At 67.3% G+C, this 20,473-nt stretch carries 16 protein-coding genes; all 16 read left to right on the top strand.

The window, feature by feature from the left end:
• Positions 1-395 precede the first annotated feature (395 nt).
• The 16 genes from rpoB to rplC all read left to right on the top strand — a co-directional run bounded on the left by rpoB (position 396) and on the right by rplC (position 20,465).
• Positions 396-3,881, top strand: a complete 3,486-nt coding sequence (gene rpoB / locus ACZ69Q_RS41280; RefSeq protein ID WP_471052970.1) for a DNA-directed RNA polymerase subunit beta — start codon at positions 396-398, stop codon at positions 3,879-3,881.
• Between the two features lie 98 nt (positions 3,882-3,979).
• On the top strand, positions 3,980-7,879 hold the full coding sequence (locus ACZ69Q_RS41285; protein ID WP_471052973.1) for a DNA-directed RNA polymerase subunit beta': 3,900 nt from the start codon (positions 3,980-3,982) through the stop codon (positions 7,877-7,879).
• A 165-nt stretch (positions 7,880-8,044) separates the two neighbouring features.
• A complete protein-coding gene (locus ACZ69Q_RS41290; RefSeq protein ID WP_471052975.1) occupies positions 8,045-8,656 on the top strand; it encodes a DUF1707 and DUF4190 domain-containing protein in 612 nt (203 codons plus the stop codon).
• Between the two features lie 386 nt (positions 8,657-9,042).
• Positions 9,043-9,414, top strand: a complete 372-nt coding sequence (gene rpsL / locus ACZ69Q_RS41295) for a 30S ribosomal protein S12 (RefSeq protein WP_003948652.1) — start codon at positions 9,043-9,045, stop codon at positions 9,412-9,414.
• A 2-nt stretch (positions 9,415-9,416) separates the two neighbouring features.
• Positions 9,417-9,887 carry a 30S ribosomal protein S7 gene (gene rpsG, locus ACZ69Q_RS41300; RefSeq protein ID WP_003992340.1) on the top strand — a complete coding sequence of 157 codons (471 nt, stop codon included), beginning with the start codon at positions 9,417-9,419 and terminating at the stop codon, positions 9,885-9,887.
• A gap of 39 nt (positions 9,888-9,926) precedes the next feature.
• Positions 9,927-12,053, top strand: coding sequence for an elongation factor G (fusA, locus tag ACZ69Q_RS41305; RefSeq protein WP_471052978.1), 2,127 nt, complete (start codon positions 9,927-9,929; stop codon positions 12,051-12,053).
• A 154-nt stretch (positions 12,054-12,207) separates the two neighbouring features.
• On the top strand, positions 12,208-13,401 hold the full coding sequence (gene tuf / locus ACZ69Q_RS41310) for an elongation factor Tu (RefSeq protein ID WP_030046358.1): 1,194 nt from the start codon (positions 12,208-12,210) through the stop codon (positions 13,399-13,401).
• 199 nt (positions 13,402-13,600) lie between these two features.
• A complete protein-coding gene (locus ACZ69Q_RS41315) occupies positions 13,601-14,701 on the top strand; it encodes a PQQ-dependent sugar dehydrogenase (protein ID WP_471052980.1) in 1,101 nt (366 codons plus the stop codon).
• Between the two features lie 43 nt (positions 14,702-14,744).
• Positions 14,745-15,851, top strand: a complete 1,107-nt coding sequence (locus tag ACZ69Q_RS41320; protein WP_471052982.1) for a PQQ-dependent sugar dehydrogenase — start codon at positions 14,745-14,747, stop codon at positions 15,849-15,851.
• 50 nt (positions 15,852-15,901) lie between these two features.
• A complete protein-coding gene (gene pqqA / locus ACZ69Q_RS41325) occupies positions 15,902-16,042 on the top strand; it encodes a pyrroloquinoline quinone precursor peptide PqqA (RefSeq protein WP_471052985.1) in 141 nt (46 codons plus the stop codon).
• Between the two features lie 8 nt (positions 16,043-16,050).
• Positions 16,051-16,950: a pyrroloquinoline quinone biosynthesis protein PqqB gene (gene pqqB / locus ACZ69Q_RS41330; RefSeq protein ID WP_471052988.1), complete on the top strand. Its 900-nt coding sequence runs from the start codon at positions 16,051-16,053 to the stop codon at positions 16,948-16,950.
• On the top strand, positions 16,947-17,684 hold the full coding sequence (gene pqqC, locus ACZ69Q_RS41335; protein WP_471052991.1) for a pyrroloquinoline-quinone synthase PqqC: 738 nt from the start codon (positions 16,947-16,949) through the stop codon (positions 17,682-17,684). The genes pqqB and pqqC overlap by 4 nt, the downstream gene beginning before the upstream one ends.
• Positions 17,681-17,953, top strand: coding sequence for a pyrroloquinoline quinone biosynthesis peptide chaperone PqqD (pqqD, locus tag ACZ69Q_RS41340; protein WP_471052993.1), 273 nt, complete (start codon positions 17,681-17,683; stop codon positions 17,951-17,953). The genes pqqC and pqqD overlap by 4 nt, the downstream gene beginning before the upstream one ends.
• Positions 17,950-19,086, top strand: a complete 1,137-nt coding sequence (pqqE, locus tag ACZ69Q_RS41345; protein ID WP_471052995.1) for a pyrroloquinoline quinone biosynthesis protein PqqE — start codon at positions 17,950-17,952, stop codon at positions 19,084-19,086. The genes pqqD and pqqE overlap by 4 nt, the downstream gene beginning before the upstream one ends.
• A gap of 408 nt (positions 19,087-19,494) precedes the next feature.
• Positions 19,495-19,803 (top strand): 30S ribosomal protein S10, encoded by a 309-nt coding sequence (gene rpsJ / locus ACZ69Q_RS41350; protein ID WP_003948644.1) that lies wholly within the window; start codon positions 19,495-19,497, stop codon positions 19,801-19,803.
• Between the two features lie 17 nt (positions 19,804-19,820).
• Positions 19,821-20,465, top strand: a complete 645-nt coding sequence (gene rplC, locus ACZ69Q_RS41355) for a 50S ribosomal protein L3 (protein WP_471052997.1) — start codon at positions 19,821-19,823, stop codon at positions 20,463-20,465.
• The last annotated feature ends 8 nt before the right edge of the window (positions 20,466-20,473 follow it).

Below are 20,473 nucleotides of genomic sequence, written 5' to 3' on the forward strand. Positions count from 1 at the left end.
CCCAGGGTTCGGGGATGGGGGCCTTGACGAACCGCACGCAGCGCGCAATTCTCAGGACGCGTCGCCACAAGGATCCGAATCCGAGGCATGGATCGGCGACGAAGAGGGCAGTATCAACGTGCATTGAGGGCAAGCAGGCCGAGGGCGTTGAGAACAACGAGGGTCGCGAAAAACCCGCACTGGACATCAGTGTGCCAAGTGGCTACACTGACCCTTTGCGCTGCCTGTTAGCTGTCCCCTGCCCGTCACCAGGGGCATGCCCTCGCTTGAGCACCGATGACCGGACCATCCCTGACCTGGCCACTCTTTGGTTGGAGAAGGAAACACCTGTCTCTGTGCCCCGGTGAGGGGCCGGTACGCGCGTAGTGAGTCCGAGCCCTCGGAAGGACCCCCTCTTGGCCGCCTCGCGCAACGCCTCGACCGCGAATACGAACAACGGCGCCAGCACCGCCCCGCTGCGCATCTCCTTTGCAAAGATCAAGGAGCCCCTCGAGGTTCCCAACCTGCTCGCGCTGCAGACCGAGAGCTTTGACTGGCTGCTCGGGAACACCGCCTGGCAGAGTCGGGTCGAGGCGGCTCTGGAGTCCGGTCAGGACGTCCCCACGAAGTCCGGTCTGGAGGAGATCTTCGAGGAGATCTCTCCGATCGAGGACTTCTCCGGGTCGATGTCGCTGACGTTCCGCGACCACCGCTTCGAGCCTCCGAAGAACTCGATCGACGAGTGCAAGGAGCGCGACTTCACCTACGCCGCCCCGCTCTTCGTGACGGCGGAGTTCACCAACAACGAGACCGGTGAGATCAAGTCCCAGACGGTCTTCATGGGCGACTTCCCGCTCATGACGAACAAGGGCACCTTCGTCATCAACGGCACCGAGCGTGTCGTCGTGTCGCAGCTCGTCCGTTCGCCCGGTGTCTACTTCGACTCCTCCATCGACAAGACGTCCGACAAGGACATCTTCTCCGCCAAGATCATCCCGTCCCGGGGTGCCTGGCTGGAGATGGAGATCGACAAGCGCGACATGGTCGGTGTCCGCATCGACCGCAAGCGCAAGCAGTCCGTGACCGTCCTGCTCAAGGCTCTCGGTTGGACGACCGAGCAGATCCTTGAGGAGTTCGGCGAGTACGAGTCCATGCGCGCCACCCTGGAGAAGGACCACACCCAGGGCCAGGACGACGCGCTGCTCGACATCTACCGCAAGCTGCGTCCGGGCGAGCCCCCCACGCGTGAGGCCGCGCAGACGCTTCTGGAGAACCTGTACTTCAACCCGAAGCGCTACGACCTCGCCAAGGTCGGCCGCTACAAGGTCAACAAGAAGCTGGGTGCGGACGCCCCGCTGGACGCGGGCATCCTGACCGTCGAGGACGTCATCTCGACGATCAAGTACCTGGTCAAGCTGCACGCGGGCGAGACCGAGACGGTCGCCGACAGCGGTCAGACGATCGTCGTCGAGACCGACGACATCGACCACTTCGGCAACCGTCGTCTGCGCAGCGTCGGCGAGCTCATCCAGAACCAGGTCCGCACCGGTCTGGCTCGTATGGAGCGCGTCGTGCGTGAGCGCATGACGACCCAGGACGTCGAGGCGATCACGCCGCAGACCCTGATCAACATCCGGCCGGTCGTCGCCTCCATCAAGGAGTTCTTCGGCACCAGCCAGCTCTCGCAGTTCATGGACCAGAACAACCCGCTGTCGGGTCTCACCCACAAGCGCCGTCTGTCGGCGCTTGGCCCGGGTGGTCTCTCCCGTGAGCGGGCCGGCTTCGAGGTCCGTGACGTGCACCCGTCTCACTACGGCCGTATGTGCCCCATCGAGACCCCTGAAGGCCCGAACATCGGTCTGATCGGTTCGCTCGCCTCCTACGGCCGCGTCAACGCGTTCGGTTTCGTGGAGACGCCGTACCGCAAGGTCGTCGACGGTCAGGTCACCGACGAGGTGGACTACCTGACGGCCGACGAGGAAGACCGCTTCGTCATCGCGCAGGCCAACGCCACGCTCAACGACGACCTGCGCTTCACCGAGAACCGCGTCCTGGTCCGCCGCCGTGGCGGCGAGGTCGACTACGTCGCCGGTGACGACGTGGACTACATGGACGTCTCGCCGCGCCAGATGGTGTCGGTCGCGACCGCCATGATCCCCTTCCTCGAGCACGACGACGCCAACCGTGCCCTCATGGGCGCGAACATGATGCGTCAGGCCGTGCCGCTGATTAAGTCCGAGGCCCCGCTCGTCGGCACCGGCATGGAGTACCGCTCCGCGGTCGACGCCGGCGACGTGGTCAAGGCCGAGAAGGCGGGTGTGGTCCAGGAGGTCTCCGCGGACTACATCACCACCGCCAACGACGACGGCACCTACATCACCTACCGGCTGGCCAAGTTCGCCCGCTCCAACCAGGGCACCTCGGTCAACCAGAAGGTCATCGTCCTCGAGGGCGACCGGATCATCGAGGGCCAGGTCCTCGCCGACGGTCCGGCCACCCAGAACGGCGAGATGGCGCTCGGCAAGAACCTGCTGGTCGCGTTCATGCCGTGGGAGGGTCACAACTACGAGGACGCGATCATCCTGTCGCAGCGCCTCGTGCAGGACGACGTCCTCTCCTCGATCCACATCGAGGAGCACGAGGTCGACGCCCGTGACACCAAGCTCGGCCCCGAGGAGATCACCCGGGACATCCCGAACGTCTCCGAGGAGGTCCTCGCCGACCTCGACGAGCGCGGCATCATCCGCATCGGTGCCGAGGTCATCGCCGGCGACATCCTCGTCGGCAAGGTGACCCCGAAGGGTGAGACCGAGCTGACGCCGGAGGAGCGCCTGCTGCGCGCGATCTTCGGTGAGAAGGCCCGTGAGGTCCGTGACACCTCGCTGAAGGTGCCGCACGGCGAGACCGGCAAGGTCATCGGCGTTCGCGTCTTCGACCGCGAGGAGGGCGACGAGCTTCCCCCCGGTGTGAACCAGTTGGTGCGCGTGTACGTGGCGCAGAAGCGCAAGATCACCGACGGTGACAAGCTCGCCGGCCGTCACGGCAACAAGGGTGTCATCTCCAAGATCCTGCCGATCGAGGACATGCCGTTCCTGGAGGACGGCACCCCGGTCGACATCATCCTCAACCCGCTGGGTGTGCCGTCCCGAATGAACCCGGGACAGGTCCTGGAGATCCACCTCGGCTGGCTCGCCAGCCGCGGCTGGGACGTCTCCGGTCTCGGCGAGGAGTGGGCGCAGCGCCTCCAGGCGATCGGCGCCGACAGCGTCGAGCCCGGCACCAACGTCGCCACCCCGGTCTTCGACGGTGCGCGTGAGGACGAGCTCGCCGGTCTGCTCGAGCACACGATCCCGAACCGCGACGGCGAGCGCATGGTGCTCCCGACCGGTAAGGCACCGCTGTTCGACGGCCGCTCCGGCGAGCCGTTCCCGGAGCCGATCTCGGTCGGCTACATGTACATCCTGAAGCTGCACCACCTGGTCGACGACAAGCTGCACGCCCGTTCGACCGGCCCGTACAGCATGATCACCCAGCAGCCGCTGGGTGGTAAGGCCCAGTTCGGTGGCCAGCGCTTCGGTGAGATGGAGGTGTGGGCGCTGGAGGCTTACGGCGCCGCGTACGCCCTCCAGGAGCTGCTGACCATCAAGTCCGACGACGTCACCGGCCGCGTGAAGGTCTACGAGGCCATCGTCAAGGGCGAGAACATCCCCGAGCCCGGCATCCCCGAGTCCTTCAAGGTGCTCATCAAGGAGATGCAGTCGCTCTGCCTGAACGTGGAGGTGCTGTCCAGCGACGGTATGTCCATCGAGATGCGTGACACCGACGAGGACGTCTTCCGCGCAGCGGAGGAGCTCGGCATCGACCTGTCCCGGCGCGAGCCGAGCAGCGTCGAAGAGGTCTGACGGGAGTCCGGCGGGGCCCTTACCCACAGGGCCCCGCCGACCCCCAGGCCCCCGTTTCAGACCCCAAGACTTACAACCCTGAGAGGGATTGACGCATAGTGCTCGACGTCAACTTCTTCGATGAGCTCCGGATCGGTCTGGCCACCGCTGACGACATCCGTCAGTGGAGCCACGGCGAGGTCAAGAAGCCCGAGACCATCAACTACCGCACCCTCAAGCCCGAAAAGGACGGACTCTTCTGCGAGAAGATCTTCGGTCCGACCCGGGACTGGGAGTGCTACTGCGGCAAGTACAAGCGTGTCCGGTTCAAGGGCATCATCTGTGAGCGCTGTGGCGTCGAGGTGACTCGCGCCAAGGTGCGCCGTGAGCGGATGGGCCACATCGAGCTGGCCGCGCCTGTCACGCACATCTGGTACTTCAAGGGTGTTCCTTCGCGCCTCGGCTACCTGCTGGACCTGGCGCCGAAGGACCTCGAGAAGGTCATCTACTTCGCGGCGTACATGATCACGTTCGTCGACGAGGAGCGCCGTACCCGCGACCTGCCCTCCCTGGAGGCGCACGTCTCCGTGGAGCGTCAGCAGGTCGAGAACCGTCGCGACGCCGACCTCGAGGCCCGCGCCAAGAAGCTCGAGACCGACCTGGCCGAGCTCGAGGCCGAGGGCGCCAAGGCCGACGTGCGCCGCAAGGTGCGCGAGGGTGCCGAGCGCGAGATGAAGCAACTGCGCGACCGTGCGCAGCGCGAGATCGACCGCCTCGACGAGGTGTGGACCCGGTTCAAGAACCTCAAGGTCCAGGACCTCGAGGGCGACGAGCTCCTCTACCGCGAGCTGCGTGACCGCTTCGGCACGTACTTCGACGGTTCGATGGGTGCCGCGGCGCTGCAGAAGCGCCTGGAGTCCTTCGACCTCGACGAGGAGGCCGAGAAGCTCCGCGAGATCATCCGTACCGGCAAGGGCCAGAAGAAGACCCGTGCGCTCAAGCGCCTGAAGGTCGTCTCCGCGTTCCTGCAGACCAGCAACAGCCCCAAGGGCATGGTGCTGGACTGCGTCCCGGTCATCCCGCCGGACCTTCGCCCGATGGTGCAGCTCGACGGTGGCCGCTTCGCGACCTCCGACCTGAACGACCTGTACCGCCGTGTGATCAACCGCAACAACCGACTGAAGCGCCTTCTCGACCTCGGTGCGCCCGAGATCATCGTGAACAACGAGAAGCGCATGCTCCAGGAGGCCGTCGACGCGCTGTTCGACAACGGTCGTCGTGGTCGCCCGGTCACCGGTCCCGGTAACCGTCCGCTGAAGTCCCTCAGCGACATGCTGAAGGGTAAGCAGGGTCGATTCCGTCAGAACCTGCTCGGCAAGCGTGTGGACTACTCCGCGCGTTCCGTGATCGTCGTCGGTCCGCAGCTCAAGCTGCACCAGTGCGGTCTGCCCAAGGCGATGGCGCTGGAGCTCTTCAAGCCGTTCGTGATGAAGCGCCTGGTCGACCTGAACCACGCGCAGAACATCAAGAGCGCCAAGCGCATGGTGGAGCGCGGCCGTACGGTCGTGTACGACGTCCTCGAAGAGGTCATCGCCGAGCACCCGGTTCTGCTGAACCGTGCTCCCACCCTGCACCGCCTCGGCATCCAGGCCTTCGAGCCGCAGCTCGTCGAGGGCAAGGCCATCCAGATCCACCCGCTCGTCTGCACCGCGTTCAACGCGGACTTCGACGGTGACCAGATGGCCGTGCACCTGCCGCTGTCCGCGGAGGCGCAGGCCGAGGCCCGCATCCTGATGCTGTCCTCGAACAACATCCTCAAGCCCGCCGACGGTCGTCCGGTGACGATGCCGACCCAGGACATGGTCCTCGGTCTGTTCTTCCTCACCACCGACTCCGAGATGCGCAACGTCAAGGGCGAGGACCGCTCCTTCGCGTCCGTGGCCGAGGCGATCATGGCCTTCGACGCGGGCGAGCTCTCGCTCCAGTCGAAGATCGACATCCGCTTCCCGGTCGGCACCATCCCGCCCCGCGGCTGGATGCCGCCGGCGCAGGAGGAGGGCGAGCCGGAGTGGCAGCAGGGTGACTCGTTCCGTCTGCGGACGACCCTGGGCCGTGCGCTCTTCAACGAGCTGCTGCCCGAGGACTACCCGTTCGTCGACTACGAGGTCGGCAAGAAGCAGCTCTCCGAGATCGTCAACGACCTCGCCGAGCGGTACCCCAAGGTCATCGTGGCGGCGACGCTCGACAACCTGAAGGCGTCCGGCTTCTACTGGGCGACCCGTTCCGGTGTCACCGTGGCCATCTCCGACGTCGTCGTTCCCGAGGCGAAGAAGGAGATCGTCAAGGGCTACGAGGCGCAGGACGAGAAGGTCCAGAAGCAGTACGAGCGCGGTCTGATCACCAAGGACGAGCGCACCCAGGAACTGATCGCGATCTGGACCAAGGCGACCAACGAGGTTGCCGAGGCCATGAACGAGAACTTCCCGAAGACCAACCCGATCTTCATGATGGTGAACTCGGGTGCACGAGGCAACATGATGCAGATGCGTCAGATCGCCGGTATGCGTGGTCTGGTGTCGAACGCCAAGAACGAGACGATCCCGCGTCCGATCAAGGCCTCGTTCCGTGAGGGCCTGTCCGTGCTGGAGTACTTCATCTCCACGCACGGTGCCCGTAAGGGTCTGGCGGACACCGCCCTTCGTACCGCCGACTCGGGTTACCTGACCCGTCGTCTGGTCGACGTCTCCCAGGACGTCATCATCCGCGAGGAGGACTGCGGCACCGAGCGCGGTCTGAAGCTGCGGATCGCCTCGAAGGACGCCAACGGCGTCCTGGTCAAGGCGGACGACGTCGAGACCAGCGTCTACGCCCGCATGCTCGCCGAGGACGTCGTCATCGACGGCAAGGTGATCGCGCCGGCCAACGTGGACCTGGGCGACGTGCTCATCGACCAGCTCGTGCACCACGGTGTCGAGGAGGTCAAGACCCGTTCGATCCTGACCTGTGAGTCCCAGGTCGGCACCTGCGCGATGTGCTACGGCCGTTCGCTGGCCACCGGCAAGCTGGTCGACATCGGTGAGGCGGTCGGCATCATCGCCGCCCAGTCCATCGGTGAGCCCGGTACCCAGCTCACGATGCGTACCTTCCACACCGGTGGTGTGGCCGGTGACGACATCACCCAGGGTCTGCCGCGTGTCGTCGAGCTCTTCGAGGCCCGTACCCCGAAGGGTGTCGCCCCGATCTCCGAGGCCACCGGCCGCGTGCGGATCGAGGAGACCGAGAAGACCAAGAAGATCGTCGTCACCCCGGACGACGGCAGCGACGAGACGGCGTACCCGATCTCGAAGCGTGCCCGACTCCTGGTCAGCGAGGGCGAGCACGTCGAGGTGGGCCAGAAGCTCACCGTGGGTGCCACCAACCCGCACGACGTGCTGCGCATCCTGGGTCAGCGTGCCGTCCAGGTCCACCTGGTCGGCGAGGTCCAGAAGGTCTACAACTCGCAGGGTGTGTCGATCCACGACAAGCACATCGAGATCATCATCCGGCAGATGCTGCGCCGCGTGACGATCATCGAGTCCGGCGACGCCGAGCTGCTGCCCGGCGAGCTGGTCGAGCGCTCGAAGTTCGAGACCGAGAACCGTCGTGTGGTCCAGGAGGGCGGTCACCCGGCCTCCGGTCGTCCGCAGCTCATGGGTATCACCAAGGCCTCGCTGGCCACGGAGTCCTGGCTGTCGGCGGCGTCCTTCCAGGAGACGACGCGAGTCCTCACGGATGCGGCGATCAACGCCAAGTCCGACTCGCTCATCGGCCTCAAGGAGAACGTCATCATCGGTAAGCTCATCCCGGCCGGTACGGGTCTGTCCCGCTACCGCAACATTCGGGTCGAGCCGACCGAGGAGGCCAAGGCCGCGATGTACTCGGCCGTCGGCTACGACGACATCGACTACTCGCCGTTCGGCACCGGCTCCGGCCAGGCCGTTCCGCTGGAGGACTACGACTACGGTCCGTACAACCAGTAAGCGAGCGTCCGCTTGACGCACTGAAGGGCGGTCACCTCTCGGGGTGGCCGCCCTTCGGCGTTGTCCGGGGGGCCTCGGGGTTTTCTCGGGGTGGACCCCGATGCCTGGAATGCCGGTTCGGCGCATCATGGAGAGACTCCGACCAGTACGGGGGAGGTGCTCTCCATGGCGCAACCGTCGTGGCAGCCCTGGCAACCGGGGCAGCCGGGACAGGGGAGCGGGACACCACGGCCGTGGCACGCCGAGGGCGTCCCGCAGGCCTGGCAGGGCGGCGGTGCGCCGCAGCCGTGGCCCGGGTCCGCCACCCCGGCGATGCTCGCCTCGCACGCCGACCGCGAGCGGGCCGTGGACGTGCTCAGGGCCGGCTACGGCGAGGGGCGGCTGGAGCAGCCCGAGTTCGAGAAGCGGGTCACGCGCGCCTATACGGCCCGTACGGTGGGCGAACTGGCCCTCCTCGTCGCCGATCTGCCCCAGGGCCCGATTCCGCTGCCTGCACCCGTGACGTCCGTGCCCCGGACCTTTCTGCCCGTCGCCCGGCCGCAGACCAACGGCAAGGCGGTCGGCTCCGCCGTCTGCGGTGTGCTGTGTCTGGTGAGCTTCGGACTGACCGGCATCCCGGCCGTGGTGCTCGGACACGCGGCGCGTGCCGAGATACGGCGCACCGGGGAGGGCGGTGACGCGCTCGCCCTGACCGGGCTCGTGCTCGGGTGGCTGTCGAACGCGGCCTGGGCGATCCTGGTGACGCTGATGCTCGTGGCCGCCGCGATGTCCGCGTAAGCGCTCCGCAGGGAGGGCCGCGTCGGGTCGTCGGTCGTGTGCGGCCTTCGTCGTGGCTGGTCGCGCCCACGCGGCGGAGCCGCACAAACACGGATTCGAAGATCAAACGCGCCCTGCGGTCTTGACATCGGCTGTATGCCGATGCGGGCGAGGCCCATTTGTTTTGACCGCAGCGAATGAGGTAGGTACGCTCAGACCTTGTGCCTGGGGTGTGCCCTGGCTCTCGTGCGTGCCTTCAAACCGCATAGCGAGCTGTGAGTGGCCACCGTAATCTGTGCTCTTTTCGCCTCGCGGCGGAAGTCCGCCGGATTCGACACACCCGACCGCGTGGGTCGGCGACGTTCCAGGTTAGCTTCACCATTCGGCACACAGAAACCGGAGAAGTAGTGCCTACGATCCAGCAGCTGGTCCGCAAGGGCCGGCAGGACAAGGTCGAGAAGAACAAGACGCCCGCACTCGAGGGTTCCCCTCAGCGTCGTGGCGTCTGCACGCGTGTGTTCACGACCACCCCGAAGAAGCCGAACTCGGCCCTGCGTAAGGTCGCGCGTGTGCGTCTGACCAGCGGGATCGAGGTCACCGCTTACATTCCGGGTGAGGGACACAACCTGCAGGAGCACTCCATCGTGCTCGTGCGCGGCGGCCGTGTTAAGGACCTGCCGGGTGTTCGCTACAAGATCATCCGTGGTTCGCTTGACACCCAGGGTGTCAAGAACCGCAAGCAGGCCCGCAGCCGCTACGGCGCCAAGAAGGAGAAGTAAGAATGCCTCGTAAGGGCCCCGCCCCGAAGCGCCCGGTCATCATCGACCCGGTCTACGGTTCTCCTCTTGTCACGTCGCTCATCAACAAGGTGCTGCTGAACGGCAAGCGCTCCACCGCCGAGCGCATCGTCTACGGCGCCATGGAGGGCCTGCGTGAGAAGACGGGCAACGACCCGATCATCACGCTGAAGCGCGCTCTGGAGAACATCAAGCCGACCCTCGAGGTCAAGTCCCGCCGTGTCGGTGGTGCGACGTACCAGGTTCCGATCGAGGTCAAGCCCGGTCGTGCCAACACGCTCGCGCTGCGCTGGCTGGTCGGTTACTCCCGCGCCCGTCGCGAGAAGACCATGACCGAGCGTCTGCTCAACGAGCTCCTCGACGCCTCCAACGGCCTCGGTGCCGCTGTGAAGAAGCGCGAGGACACCCACAAGATGGCCGAGTCCAACAAGGCCTTCGCGCACTACCGCTGGTAGTCGCTACCCCCATCGAGACCGAGAGAAGACTGAAGCCTTATGGCTACCACTTCACTTGACCTGGCCAGGGTCCGCAACATCGGGATCATGGCCCACATCGACGCGGGCAAGACGACCACCACCGAGCGGATCCTCTTCTACACCGGCGTCAGCTACAAGATCGGTGAAGTCCACGACGGCGCTGCCACCATGGACTGGATGGAGCAGGAGCAGGAGCGTGGCATCACGATCACCTCTGCTGCCACCACCTGTCACTGGCCGCTTGAGGACAACGACTACACGATCAACATCATCGACACCCCGGGTCACGTCGACTTCACGGTCGAGGTGGAGCGTTCGCTCCGCGTGCTCGACGGTGCCGTCACGGTGTTCGACGGTGTCGCGGGTGTCGAGCCGCAGTCCGAGACGGTGTGGCGTCAGGCCGACCGTTACGGCGTGCCCCGTATCTGCTTCGTGAACAAGCTGGACCGTACCGGCGCCGAGTTCCACCGCTGCGTGGACATGATCTCGGACCGTCTGGGCGCCCAGCCCCTGGTCATGCAGCTCCCGATCGGTGCCGAGGCCGACTTCAAGGGCGTCGTGGACCTGGTCCGCATGAAGGCGCTCGTGTGGTCCGCCGAGGCCGCCAAGGGCGAGATGTACGACGTCGTCGACATCCCGGCCACGCACACCGAGGCTGCCGAGGAGTACCGCGGCAAGCTGATCGAGGGCGTCGCCGAGAACGACGAAGAGATCATGGAGCTGTACCTGGAGGGCCAGGAGCCCACCGAGGAGCAGCTCTACGCCGCGATCCGTCGCATCACCATCGCGTCCGGCAAGTCCAGCGACACCACGGTCACCCCGGTGTTCTGTGGCACCGCGTTCAAGAACAAGGGCGTCCAGCCCCTGCTCGACGCGGTCGTGCGCTACCTGCCGACCCCGCTCGACGTCGAGGCCATCGAGGGCCACGACGTGAAGGACCCCGAGCTGGTCGTCAAGCGCAAGCCGTCCGAGGACGAGCCGCTGTCCGCGCTGGCGTTCAAGATCATGAGCGACCCGCACCTCGGCAAGCTCACCTTCGTCCGGGTCTACTCGGGCCGCCTGGAGTCCGGCACCGCCGTGCTGAACTCCGTCAAGGGCAAGAAGGAGCGCATCGGCAAGATCTACCGCATGCACGCGAACAAGCGTGAGGAGATCGAGTCGGTGGGCGCCGGCGACATCGTCGCCGTCATGGGCCTCAAGCAGACCACCACCGGTGAGACGCTGAGCGACGACAAGGCCCCGGTGATCCTGGAGTCCATGGACTTCCCGGCGCCGGTCATCCAGGTCGCCATCGAGCCCAAGTCCAAGGGTGACCAGGAGAAGCTGGGTGTCGCCATCCAGCGTCTCGCGGAGGAGGACCCCTCCTTCCAGGTCCACTCGGACGAGGAGACCGGCCAGACCATCATCGGTGGCATGGGCGAGCTGCACCTCGAGGTGCTGGTCGACCGTATGCGCCGTGAGTTCAAGGTCGAGGCCAACGTCGGCAAGCCGCAGGTGGCCTACCGCGAGACGATCCGCAAGGCCGTCGAGCGCGTCGACTACACGCACAAGAAGCAGACTGGTGGTACCGGCCAGTTCGCGAAGGTGCAGATCGCGATCGAGCCGATCGAGGGCGGCGACGCCTCGTACGAGTTCGTGAACAAGGTGACCGGTGGCCGTATCCCGAAGGAGTACATCCCTTCGGTCGACGCCGGTGCGCAGGAGGCCATGCAGTTCGGCATCCTCGCGGGCTACGAGATGACCGGCGTGCGTGTCACGCTGATCGACGGTGGCTACCACGAGGTCGACTCCTCCGAGCTCGCGTTCAAGATCGCCGGTTCGCAGGCCTTCAAGGAGGCCGCGCGCAAGGCCAGCCCCGTGCTGCTCGAGCCGATGATGGCCGTCGAGGTCACCACGCCCGAGGACTACATGGGTGAGGTCATCGGCGACATCAACTCCCGCCGTGGCCAGATCCAGGCCATGGAGGAGCGGGCGGGTGCTCGCGTCGTGAAGGGCCTCGTGCCCCTCTCGGAGATGTTCGGTTACGTCGGCGACCTGCGCAGCAAGACGTCCGGCCGGGCCAGCTACTCCATGCAGTTCGACTCCTACGCCGAGGTTCCGCGGAACGTCGCCGAGGAGATCATCGCGAAGGCCAAGGGCGAGTAACGCTCCGCGTTCACACGCTTTAGGCTTGACTCCGGAGCCTGGAGGGGCATTCACCCGCATTCGTGGGGGAATGCCCTCGGGCCCGGGCTTTCCAGCAAAGATCACCTGGCGCCGATGAAGCAAGGCGTTCAGAACCACTCCACAGGAGGACCCCGTGGCGAAGGCGAAGTTCGAGCGGACTAAGCCCCACGTCAACATCGGCACCATCGGTCACATCGACCACGGTAAGACGACCCTTACGGCCGCCATTACCAAGGTGCTGCACGACGCGTACCCGGACCTGAACGAGGCCTCGGCCTTCGACCAGATCGACAAGGCTCCCGAGGAGCGCCAGCGCGGTATCACCATCTCCATCGCGCACGTCGAGTACCAGACCGAGACGCGTCACTACGCCCACGTCGACTGCCCCGGTCACGCGGACTACATCAAGAACATGATCACCGGTGCTGCCCAGATGGACGGCGCCATCCTCGTGGTCGCCGCCACCGACGGCCCGATGCCGCAGACCAAGGAGCACGTGCTCCTGGCCCGCCAGGTCGGCGTTCCGTACATCGTCGTCGCCCTGAACAAGGCCGACATGGTGGACGACGAGGAGATCCTGGAGCTCGTCGAGCTCGAGGTTCGTGAGCTGCTCTCCGAGTACGAGTTCCCGGGCGACGACCTGCCGGTCGTCAAGGTCTCGGCGCTCAAGGCCCTTGAGGGCGACAAGGAGTGGGGCAACACCGTCCTCGAGCTCATGAAGGCCGTGGACGAGAACATCCCGCAGCCCGAGCGTGACGTCGACAAGCCGTTCCTGATGCCGATCGAGGACGTCTTCACGATCACCGGTCGCGGTACGGTCGTCACCGGCCGTATCGAGCGTGGTGTCCTGAAGGTCAACGAGACCGTCGACATCGTGGGCATCAAGCAGGAGAAGACCACCACCACGGTCACCGGCATCGAGATGTTCCGCAAGCTGCTCGACGAGGGCCAGGCCGGTGAGAACGTCGGTCTGCTGCTCCGTGGCATCAAGCGCGAGGACGTCGAGCGCGGCCAGGTCATCATCAAGCCCGGTTCGGTCACGCCGCACACCGAGTTCGAGGCCCAGGCCTACATCCTGTCCAAGGACGAGGGTGGCCGCCACACGCCGTTCTTCAACAACTACCGTCCGCAGTTCTACTTCCGTACGACGGACGTGACCGGCGTTGTGACCCTCCCCGAGGGCACCGAGATGGTCATGCCGGGTGACAACACCGAGATGAAGGTGGAGCTCATCCAGCCCGTCGCCATGGAGGAGGGCCTGAAGTTCGCCATCCGTGAGGGTGGCCGGACCGTGGGCGCCGGCCAGGTCACCAAGATCAACAAGTAAGCTTGTTGGCTTGACCTGGTAGCTCCAGCGCGAGCTCCTGAAGGGGCCCGTACGACTTCGGTCGTACGGGCCCCTTCGCTGTTTCTGAATGACCGTCACGAGCTCGGGATGATCGAGGTCTCACCCTCGCGGCTCACCAGAAGTGGCATGCCGATCACGCCTCGCAAAGATTGTGTGGGGGATCAAGAAAGGTGTCGGCATGGCACATTCAGGCCACTGGGTGCGTTATTCGTCCCGGTTCTGCATAACTTCGCTCACCGCCGCGGCCGCCCTGTTGGCCGGCGCGGTGCCGTCCACCACCGCCGCGGCCACTGATCTCGCTCCGCGAGCCGCCGTCGACGTGACCCGGTTCTCCACGGGCTGGTCGAATCCGTGGGCCATCTCCTTCCTGCCGGACGGGCGCTCGGCACTGGTGACGGAGAACGAGAGCGCCCGTGTCTACCGCCTGCGCGACAACGGCAGCAGGACCCTGATCGGCAAGGTGCCGAAGGTCGCCGTCTTCCAGCCCGGTGACGCCGCCAAGGGCGGGCTCCTGGGCGTCGCTCCGTCCCCGACATGGGACGGCAAGAAGGACAGGCAGGTCTTCTTCATGCACACCACGGCGTCCGAGAGCCGGGTGGTGCGGATGAACTACGACGGCAGGTCGCTGAGCGGCTACACCGTCGTCCTCGGCGGTCTCAAGCGGGGCTCCAACCACCACGGCGGCAAGATCGCCTTCGGCCCCGACAAGTACCTCTACGTCGCCACCGGCGAGGCCACGCACGCGAAGCTCGCGCAGGACAGGAACTCGGTCAACGGCAAGATCCTGCGGATCACGAAGACCGGCAAGCCGGCGCCCCGCAACCCGTTCGGCAACCACGTCTACAGCTACGGCCACCGCAATCCGCAGGGCCTGGCCTGGGACCGCAAGGGCCGGCTGTGGTCGGTGGAGATCGGGCAGGAAGCCAAGGACGAGCTCAACCTGATCGAGCGCGGTGCCAACTACGGCTGGCCGAGCTGCGAGGGCGCCTGCTCCGTCAAAGGCATGACCAACCCGAAGGCCACCTGGGACCACACCACCGCCCCGGCCCAGGTCGCCGTCGTGGGCGACGACCTCTACGTGTCGTCGCTGCGGGGCTACCAGCTCTGGCGCGTCCCGGTCGCCGCGGCCCTCCAGGGCAAGGGCGACAGTGCGAAGACCAAGGTCTTCTCCGGATATGCGCTGCGCGCCCTCGCGAAGGTCCCCGGCAGGAACGAGCTCTGGCTGGGCACCGCGCGACAGACGGACGGCGACCGGATCCTCCGCGTGACCGTCGGCTAGCGCTCCCCGGCCGTCAGACCGAGCAACGACGAAGGACGTCCACATGACCGACATACGCCGCTCGATGCGGCATTCATCCCGGCTCGGCATAGCCTCGCTCGCCACTGCGACCGCGTTGCTGGCGACCGCTCTGGCCCAGCCGGTGACTGCCGCCCCGACGGCCGCCGACGGCGGCGCACCGGCCGGCGTCAAGACACTGTCGAAGGGATGGCACACCCCCTGGGGCATCTCGTTCCTGCCGAACCGCCGGACCGCCCTGATCACCGAGCGGCTGTCCTACCAGGTCTACAGCCTGGACCGGAACGGCACCAAGAAATGGGTCGGCGAGGTGCCGTACACGGTTCCGGAGCCGTACGACGAGGGCGCCGGTGGTCTGCTGGGCGTCGCTCCGTCGCCGACGTGGGACGGCAAGAAGGACAAGCAGGTGTTCTTCATGCACACCACGAAGAACGAGACCCGAGTCGTCAGGATGGACTACGACGGCTCCTCGCTGCGCAACTACAAGCCGGTCCTGACCGGCATCCGGCGGGGCGGGGACCACAACGGCGGCCGGATCGCCTTCGGCCCCGACAAGTACCTGTACGTCACGACGGGCGAGGCCCTTCAGCCCAAGCTCGCGCAGGACAAGAACTCGGTCAACGGCAAGATCCTGCGGATCACCAAGAGCGGCAAGCCGGCACCCGGCAACCCGTTCGGCAACCACGTCTACAGCTACGGCCACCGCAATCCGCAGGGCCTGGCCTGGGACCGCAAGGGCCGGCTGTGGTCGGTGGAGATCGGCCAGCAGACCCACGACGAGCTCAACCTGATCAAGCGCGGCGCCAACTACGGCTGGCCGAACTGCGAGGGCGCCTGCTCCGTCAAGGGCATGACCGGCCCGAAGGCCGTCTTCAGCCCCGAGAAGGGTGTCCCGGCCCAACTCGCCGTCGTGCGCAACGTCCTGTACGTGTCGTCGCTGCGCGGCCAGCGGCTGTGGCGCGTCCCGATCGACGGCAACAGCGAGCGCCTCGGTACGAAGTCCGCCTTCTACCCCGGCACATACGGCCGGCTGCGCGCCATCGCCAAGGTGCCCGGCGCGGACGAACTGTGGGTCGGCACCAGCGACCTGGGGTACGGCAACGACAAGATCCTCCGTGTCCCGATCAAGTGACGCCGGCCCCTTCCCCCTCAAGTAACCCCGAAAGAAGGGACGTACGACCGATGCACGAGACCAAGGAACCCCTGAAGCCGGTCGAGCAGGCCGCCTCGACGCGACCGGACGAGACCACCTGGCAGGCCCCCGCCTTCGAGGTCGTCGACACCGCGCTGGAGGTCACCGCCTACTCGCTCAGCACCCGCTAGCCGCTGTCATGCTGCTGCTGGTACTCGGCACCGCCGCCGGCGGTGGCATCCCCCAGTGGAACTGCGCGTGCCCCGGGTGCTCCGGGGCACGCGCCCACCCGCACCGGCGCCGCCGGCACGCCTCGCTCGCCGTACGGACCGGCGAGGGCCGCTGGTACGTCGTCAACGCGACCCCCGACATCGGCGACCAGATCGAGGCCCGGCCCGAGCTCCACCCGGGGCCCGGCCCCCGGCAGACCCCGCTCGCCGGAGTGATCCTCACCGACGCCGAACTCGACCACACCCTGGGCATCGCCCGGCTCCGCGAGGCGGACGGCTTCCAGGTGCTGGCGACGGCCCCGGTCCGGCAGGCACTGCTGGAGCGCCTGCGGCTCGGCGAGGTCCTCGCGCCGTACACCGACGTGACCTGGCGGGAGCTGCCCGGGCGCGGCGACGAGCCACTGGACGGCACGGCCGGCGGCCTGCGGATCAGCGGCATCCCGGTCTCCTCCAAGCGCCCGCGGTACGCCGCCGACGCCCCGGACGACGACGCCTGGGTCGTCGCGCTGCGGCTGTACGACCCGGCCTCGGGCGCCTCGGTCCTCTACGCCCCGGCGCTGGCCGCCTGGCCGGACCGCCTCCAGCAGGCCGCCGAGGAGGCCGACTGCGTCATCGTCGACGGCACCTTCTGGGACGACGAGGAGCCCCGCCGTACCGGCATCTCCTCGCGCACCGCCACCGGCATGGGCCATCTGCCCATCGAAGGCCCGGACGGCACGGCCGAGCGGCTGGCCTCCCTTTCCGCGAGGTGCCTGTACACGCACCTCAACAACACCAACCCCCTCGTCGACCCGGCCGCATCCCAGCACAAGCGGCTCGCCGGGCTGGGCATCGAGGTGGCGCACGACGGGATGGTGATCGAGCCATGAGCACGGCAGCTCCCAACACGAGCCTGGCCCCGCCCGAGGAGCCCTGGAGCCCCACGGAGTTCGAGGCACGGCTGCGTGCGGTGGGGGAGCAGCGCTACCACCACCTGCACCCCTTCAACATCCGGATGCACAGCGGCGACCTCAGCCCGGAGGAACTGCGCCGCTGGATCGTCAACCGCTTCCACTACCAGCGCCACATCCCCGTCAAGGACGCCCTGATCACCGCGAAACTGCCCACCTCCGAGCTGCGCCGGATGTGGCTGCGCCGCATCCAGGACCACGACGGGGCACAGACGGGCGAGGGCGGCATAGAGCGCTGGCTGCGGCTCGGCGAGGCGGCCGGACTGGACCGCGAGACGCTGCTGCGCGCCGACTCGGTGCTGCCGGGCGTACGGCTCGCGGTCGACGGATACGTCAACTTCTGCCGGCTGCGCCCGCCGCTGGAAGCCGTCGCCGCCTCGCTCACCGAACTGTCCGCCCCGGACCTGATGCGCACCCGCATCGACGCCTTCGAACGCCACTACCCGTGGATCGAGGCCGACGGGCTCGCCTACTTCCGCACCCGTGTCTCCCAGGGGCGCCGCGACAGCCGGGAGGCGCTCGACCTGGTCATGGCCTGGGCGCGCACCCGCGACCACCAGGAGCGTGCCGTGGCCGCGCTGCGCTTCAAGTGCGACGTCCTGTGGTCGCTGCTGGACACGGTGGACACCGCGAGCCGCGGGGAGCGGGAGTGAGCGCGCCGCCCGGCACCGACTGGCGGCCCGCCCTGGCCCCCGCCACCGTGCGGCGCCACGACCCCGTACGGGACGCGGAGCTGCTGCTCCTGCCCGAGCGTGTCGGCGTCCTGACCGGCTCGGCCGGCACGGTGGTCGGCCTGTGCGACGGCACCCGCAGCGTGGGCGACATCGTCGCGGAGCTGACCGAGCGCTTCCCCGGCGCGCCGGTGGCCACCGACGTCCCCCTGTTCCTGGAGCGGCTGCGCAAGGAGGGCTGGCTGCGATGACCCCGACCGATCCGTCGCCCGGCCCGGCCGCGGCGCCCGCCCGCCCCTGGGCCCTGCTCGCCGAGCTCACCCACGCCTGCCCGCTGCACTGCGGCTACTGCTCCAACCCCCTTGAACTGACGCGCCGTTCGAGCGAGCTGACCACCGAACAATGGACGGACGTGCTGCGCCAGGCGGGAGAGCTCGGCGTCGTCCAGATGCATCTGTCGGGCGGCGAGCCGCTGCTGCGTCAGGACCTGGCGGAGATCGTCGCCGCGGCCGAGGCGGCCGGGATCTACACCCAGCTCGTCACCAGCGGCGTGGGCCTGAGCGAGGCACGCCTCGCCGCGCTCGCGGCCGCCGGTCTGAAGAGCGTCCAGCTCTCCGTCCAACACGCCGACGCGCGCGCCTCCGACCGCATCGCCGGGCGCCGCTCCTTCGCCGAGAAGGAGCGGGCCGCCGAGCTGGTGCGGGCCGCGGGCCTGCCCCTCGGCCTGAATGTCGTACTGCACCGCGAGAACCTCGATGCCCTCGACGCGCTCGTCGAACTGGGCACGGCCTGGGGCGTGGACCGCATCGAGCTCGCCAACGTCCAGTTCTACGGCTGGGGCCTGCTCAACCGCGCCGCGCTGCTGCCCACCCGCGAGCAGCTCGCCGGGGCGCGGGAGGCGGTGGAGCGATGGCGCGGGCGGCTCACCAACGGGCCCGAGCTGGTCTGGGTCGTCCCCGACTACTTCGACGGCGTGGCCAAGCCGTGCATGGGCGGCTGGGGGGCGGTCTCGCTCACCGTCACCCCCGACGGCACGGTCCTGCCCTGCCCGGCCGCGGCGGACCTGCCGGATCTGGATCCGCCGAACGTCCGTGACCGCAAGCTGGAGTGGATCTGGGACCACTCCGAGGCGTTCGCCCGCTACCGCGGCACCGACTGGATGCCCGACCCCTGCCGGAGCTGTTCCCGCCGCGAGGAGGACTTCGGCGGCTGCCGCTGCCAGGCCCACGCGCTCACGGGGGACGCCTCCCGTACGGACCCGGCGTGCGGGCTGTCCCCGGACCATGGGCTGATCAGGGAGCTGGCCGAGGACGACTCGGACGGAAACGTACGGATCAGACGCCGGGTGCCCGGCCGGTCACAGGGTGCCGCCGCCCGGGTTTGACCTGCGTCACCCTCGGGGTATTCTCTCCGGCTCGATTGGCGGACCCCCTGCCCCATATGGCAGACTGTCCGAGTTGCTCGGTCGAGTGTTGATGCTGCGCGCCTCCCGCCGGGAGGACCGGAAGCGAGTCCCACAGTACTCGTCGCCCTAACTGCCGTAAGGCAGCGCTGGGGCGGACGTACGGGAATCTTCCGGGAAGTGTCAGTGCGGCACAGACCAGGCACCCGGTGGACCTCCTAGTCCCCGGCTTGCGGTTCCGGAAGGGCCGCGCTCCCAGGCAAGGGATGTTCGATCAAGGGGCATCTGTGTCAGCGAGAGCGCGACACGCCCGACCGCGTGGGTCGGAGAGCAGGACACAGGGACACCGGGTTCCAGAGCGTTAACGAGACAAAGGACTACTGAGTAGCCATGGCGGGACAGAAGATCCGCATCCGGCTCAAGGCCTACGACCACGAGGTCATCGACTCCTCGGCGAAGAAGATCGTCGAGACGGTGACCCGCACTGGTGCGTCGGTCGCGGGCCCGGTGCCGCTGCCCACTGAGAAGAACGTGTACTGCGTCATCAAGTCGCCGCACAAGTACAAGGACTCGCGCGAGCACTTCGAGATGCGCACGCACAAGCGCCTGATCGACATCCTCGACCCGACCCCCAAGACCGTTGACTCTCTGATGCGACTCGACCTCCCGGCCGGTGTCGACATCGAGATCAAGCTCTGAGGGTCGGTGATCTGAGAATGGCTAAGCAGATCAAGGGCATCCTGGGCGAGAAGCTCGGCATGACGCAGGTGTGGGACGCGAACAACCGTGTTGTTCCGGTCACCGTCGTCAAGGCCGGCCCGAACGTCGTCACCCAGGTCCGTACGAACGACGTCGACGGCTACGAGTCCGTCCAGATCGCGTTCGGCGACATCGACCCGCGCAAGGTGAACAAGCCCCTCAAGGGCCACTTCGCGAAGGCCGACGTCACCCCCCGTCGTCACCTCGTCGAGATCCGCACCGCGGACGCCGCCGAGTACACCCTCGGCCAGGAGATCACCGCTGAGGTGTTCGAGGCCGGCGTGAAGGTCGACGTCACCGGCAAGAGCAAGGGCAAGGGCTTCGCCGGTGTCATGAAGCGCCACAACTTCCGTGGCCTCGGCGCCGGACACGGTACCCAGCGCAAGCACCGCTCTCCCGGTTCCATCGGTGGCTGCGCCACCCCGGGCCGCGTGTTCAAGGGCCTCCGCATGGCGGGTCGCATGGGCAACGAGCGGGTCACCACCCAGAACCTGACCGTCCACGCCGTTGACGCGGAGAAGGGTCTGCTGCTCATCAAGGGCGCGGTTCCCGGTCCGAACGGCGGCCTCGTCCTGGTCCGCACTGCGGCCAAGGGGGCCTGAGGTAACCG

The sequence above is a fragment of the Streptomyces sp. NPDC036764 genome (assembly GCF_055609385.1).

Bases quoted from the DNA above. Each gene is read 5' to 3' on its own strand.
- ACZ69Q_RS41290 (WP_471052975.1), top strand. From the start codon at position 8,045: ATGGCGCAACCGTCGTGGCAGCCCTGGCAACCGGGGCAGCCGGGACAG.
- rpsG (WP_003992340.1), top strand. From the start codon at position 9,417: ATGCCTCGTAAGGGCCCCGCCCCGAAGCGCCCGGTCATCATCGACCCG.
- fusA (WP_471052978.1), top strand. From the start codon at position 9,927: ATGGCTACCACTTCACTTGACCTGGCCAGGGTCCGCAACATCGGGATC.
- ACZ69Q_RS41315 (WP_471052980.1), top strand. From the start codon at position 13,601: ATGGCACATTCAGGCCACTGGGTGCGTTATTCGTCCCGGTTCTGCATA.
- ACZ69Q_RS41320 (WP_471052982.1), top strand. From the start codon at position 14,745: ATGACCGACATACGCCGCTCGATGCGGCATTCATCCCGGCTCGGCATA.
- pqqA (WP_471052985.1), top strand. From the start codon at position 15,902: ATGCACGAGACCAAGGAACCCCTGAAGCCGGTCGAGCAGGCCGCCTCG.
- pqqB (WP_471052988.1), top strand. From the start codon at position 16,051: ATGCTGCTGCTGGTACTCGGCACCGCCGCCGGCGGTGGCATCCCCCAG.
- pqqC (WP_471052991.1), top strand. From the start codon at position 16,947: ATGAGCACGGCAGCTCCCAACACGAGCCTGGCCCCGCCCGAGGAGCCC.
- pqqE (WP_471052995.1), top strand. From the start codon at position 17,950: ATGACCCCGACCGATCCGTCGCCCGGCCCGGCCGCGGCGCCCGCCCGC.
- rpsJ (WP_003948644.1), top strand. From the start codon at position 19,495: ATGGCGGGACAGAAGATCCGCATCCGGCTCAAGGCCTACGACCACGAG.
- rplC (WP_471052997.1), top strand. From the start codon at position 19,821: ATGGCTAAGCAGATCAAGGGCATCCTGGGCGAGAAGCTCGGCATGACG.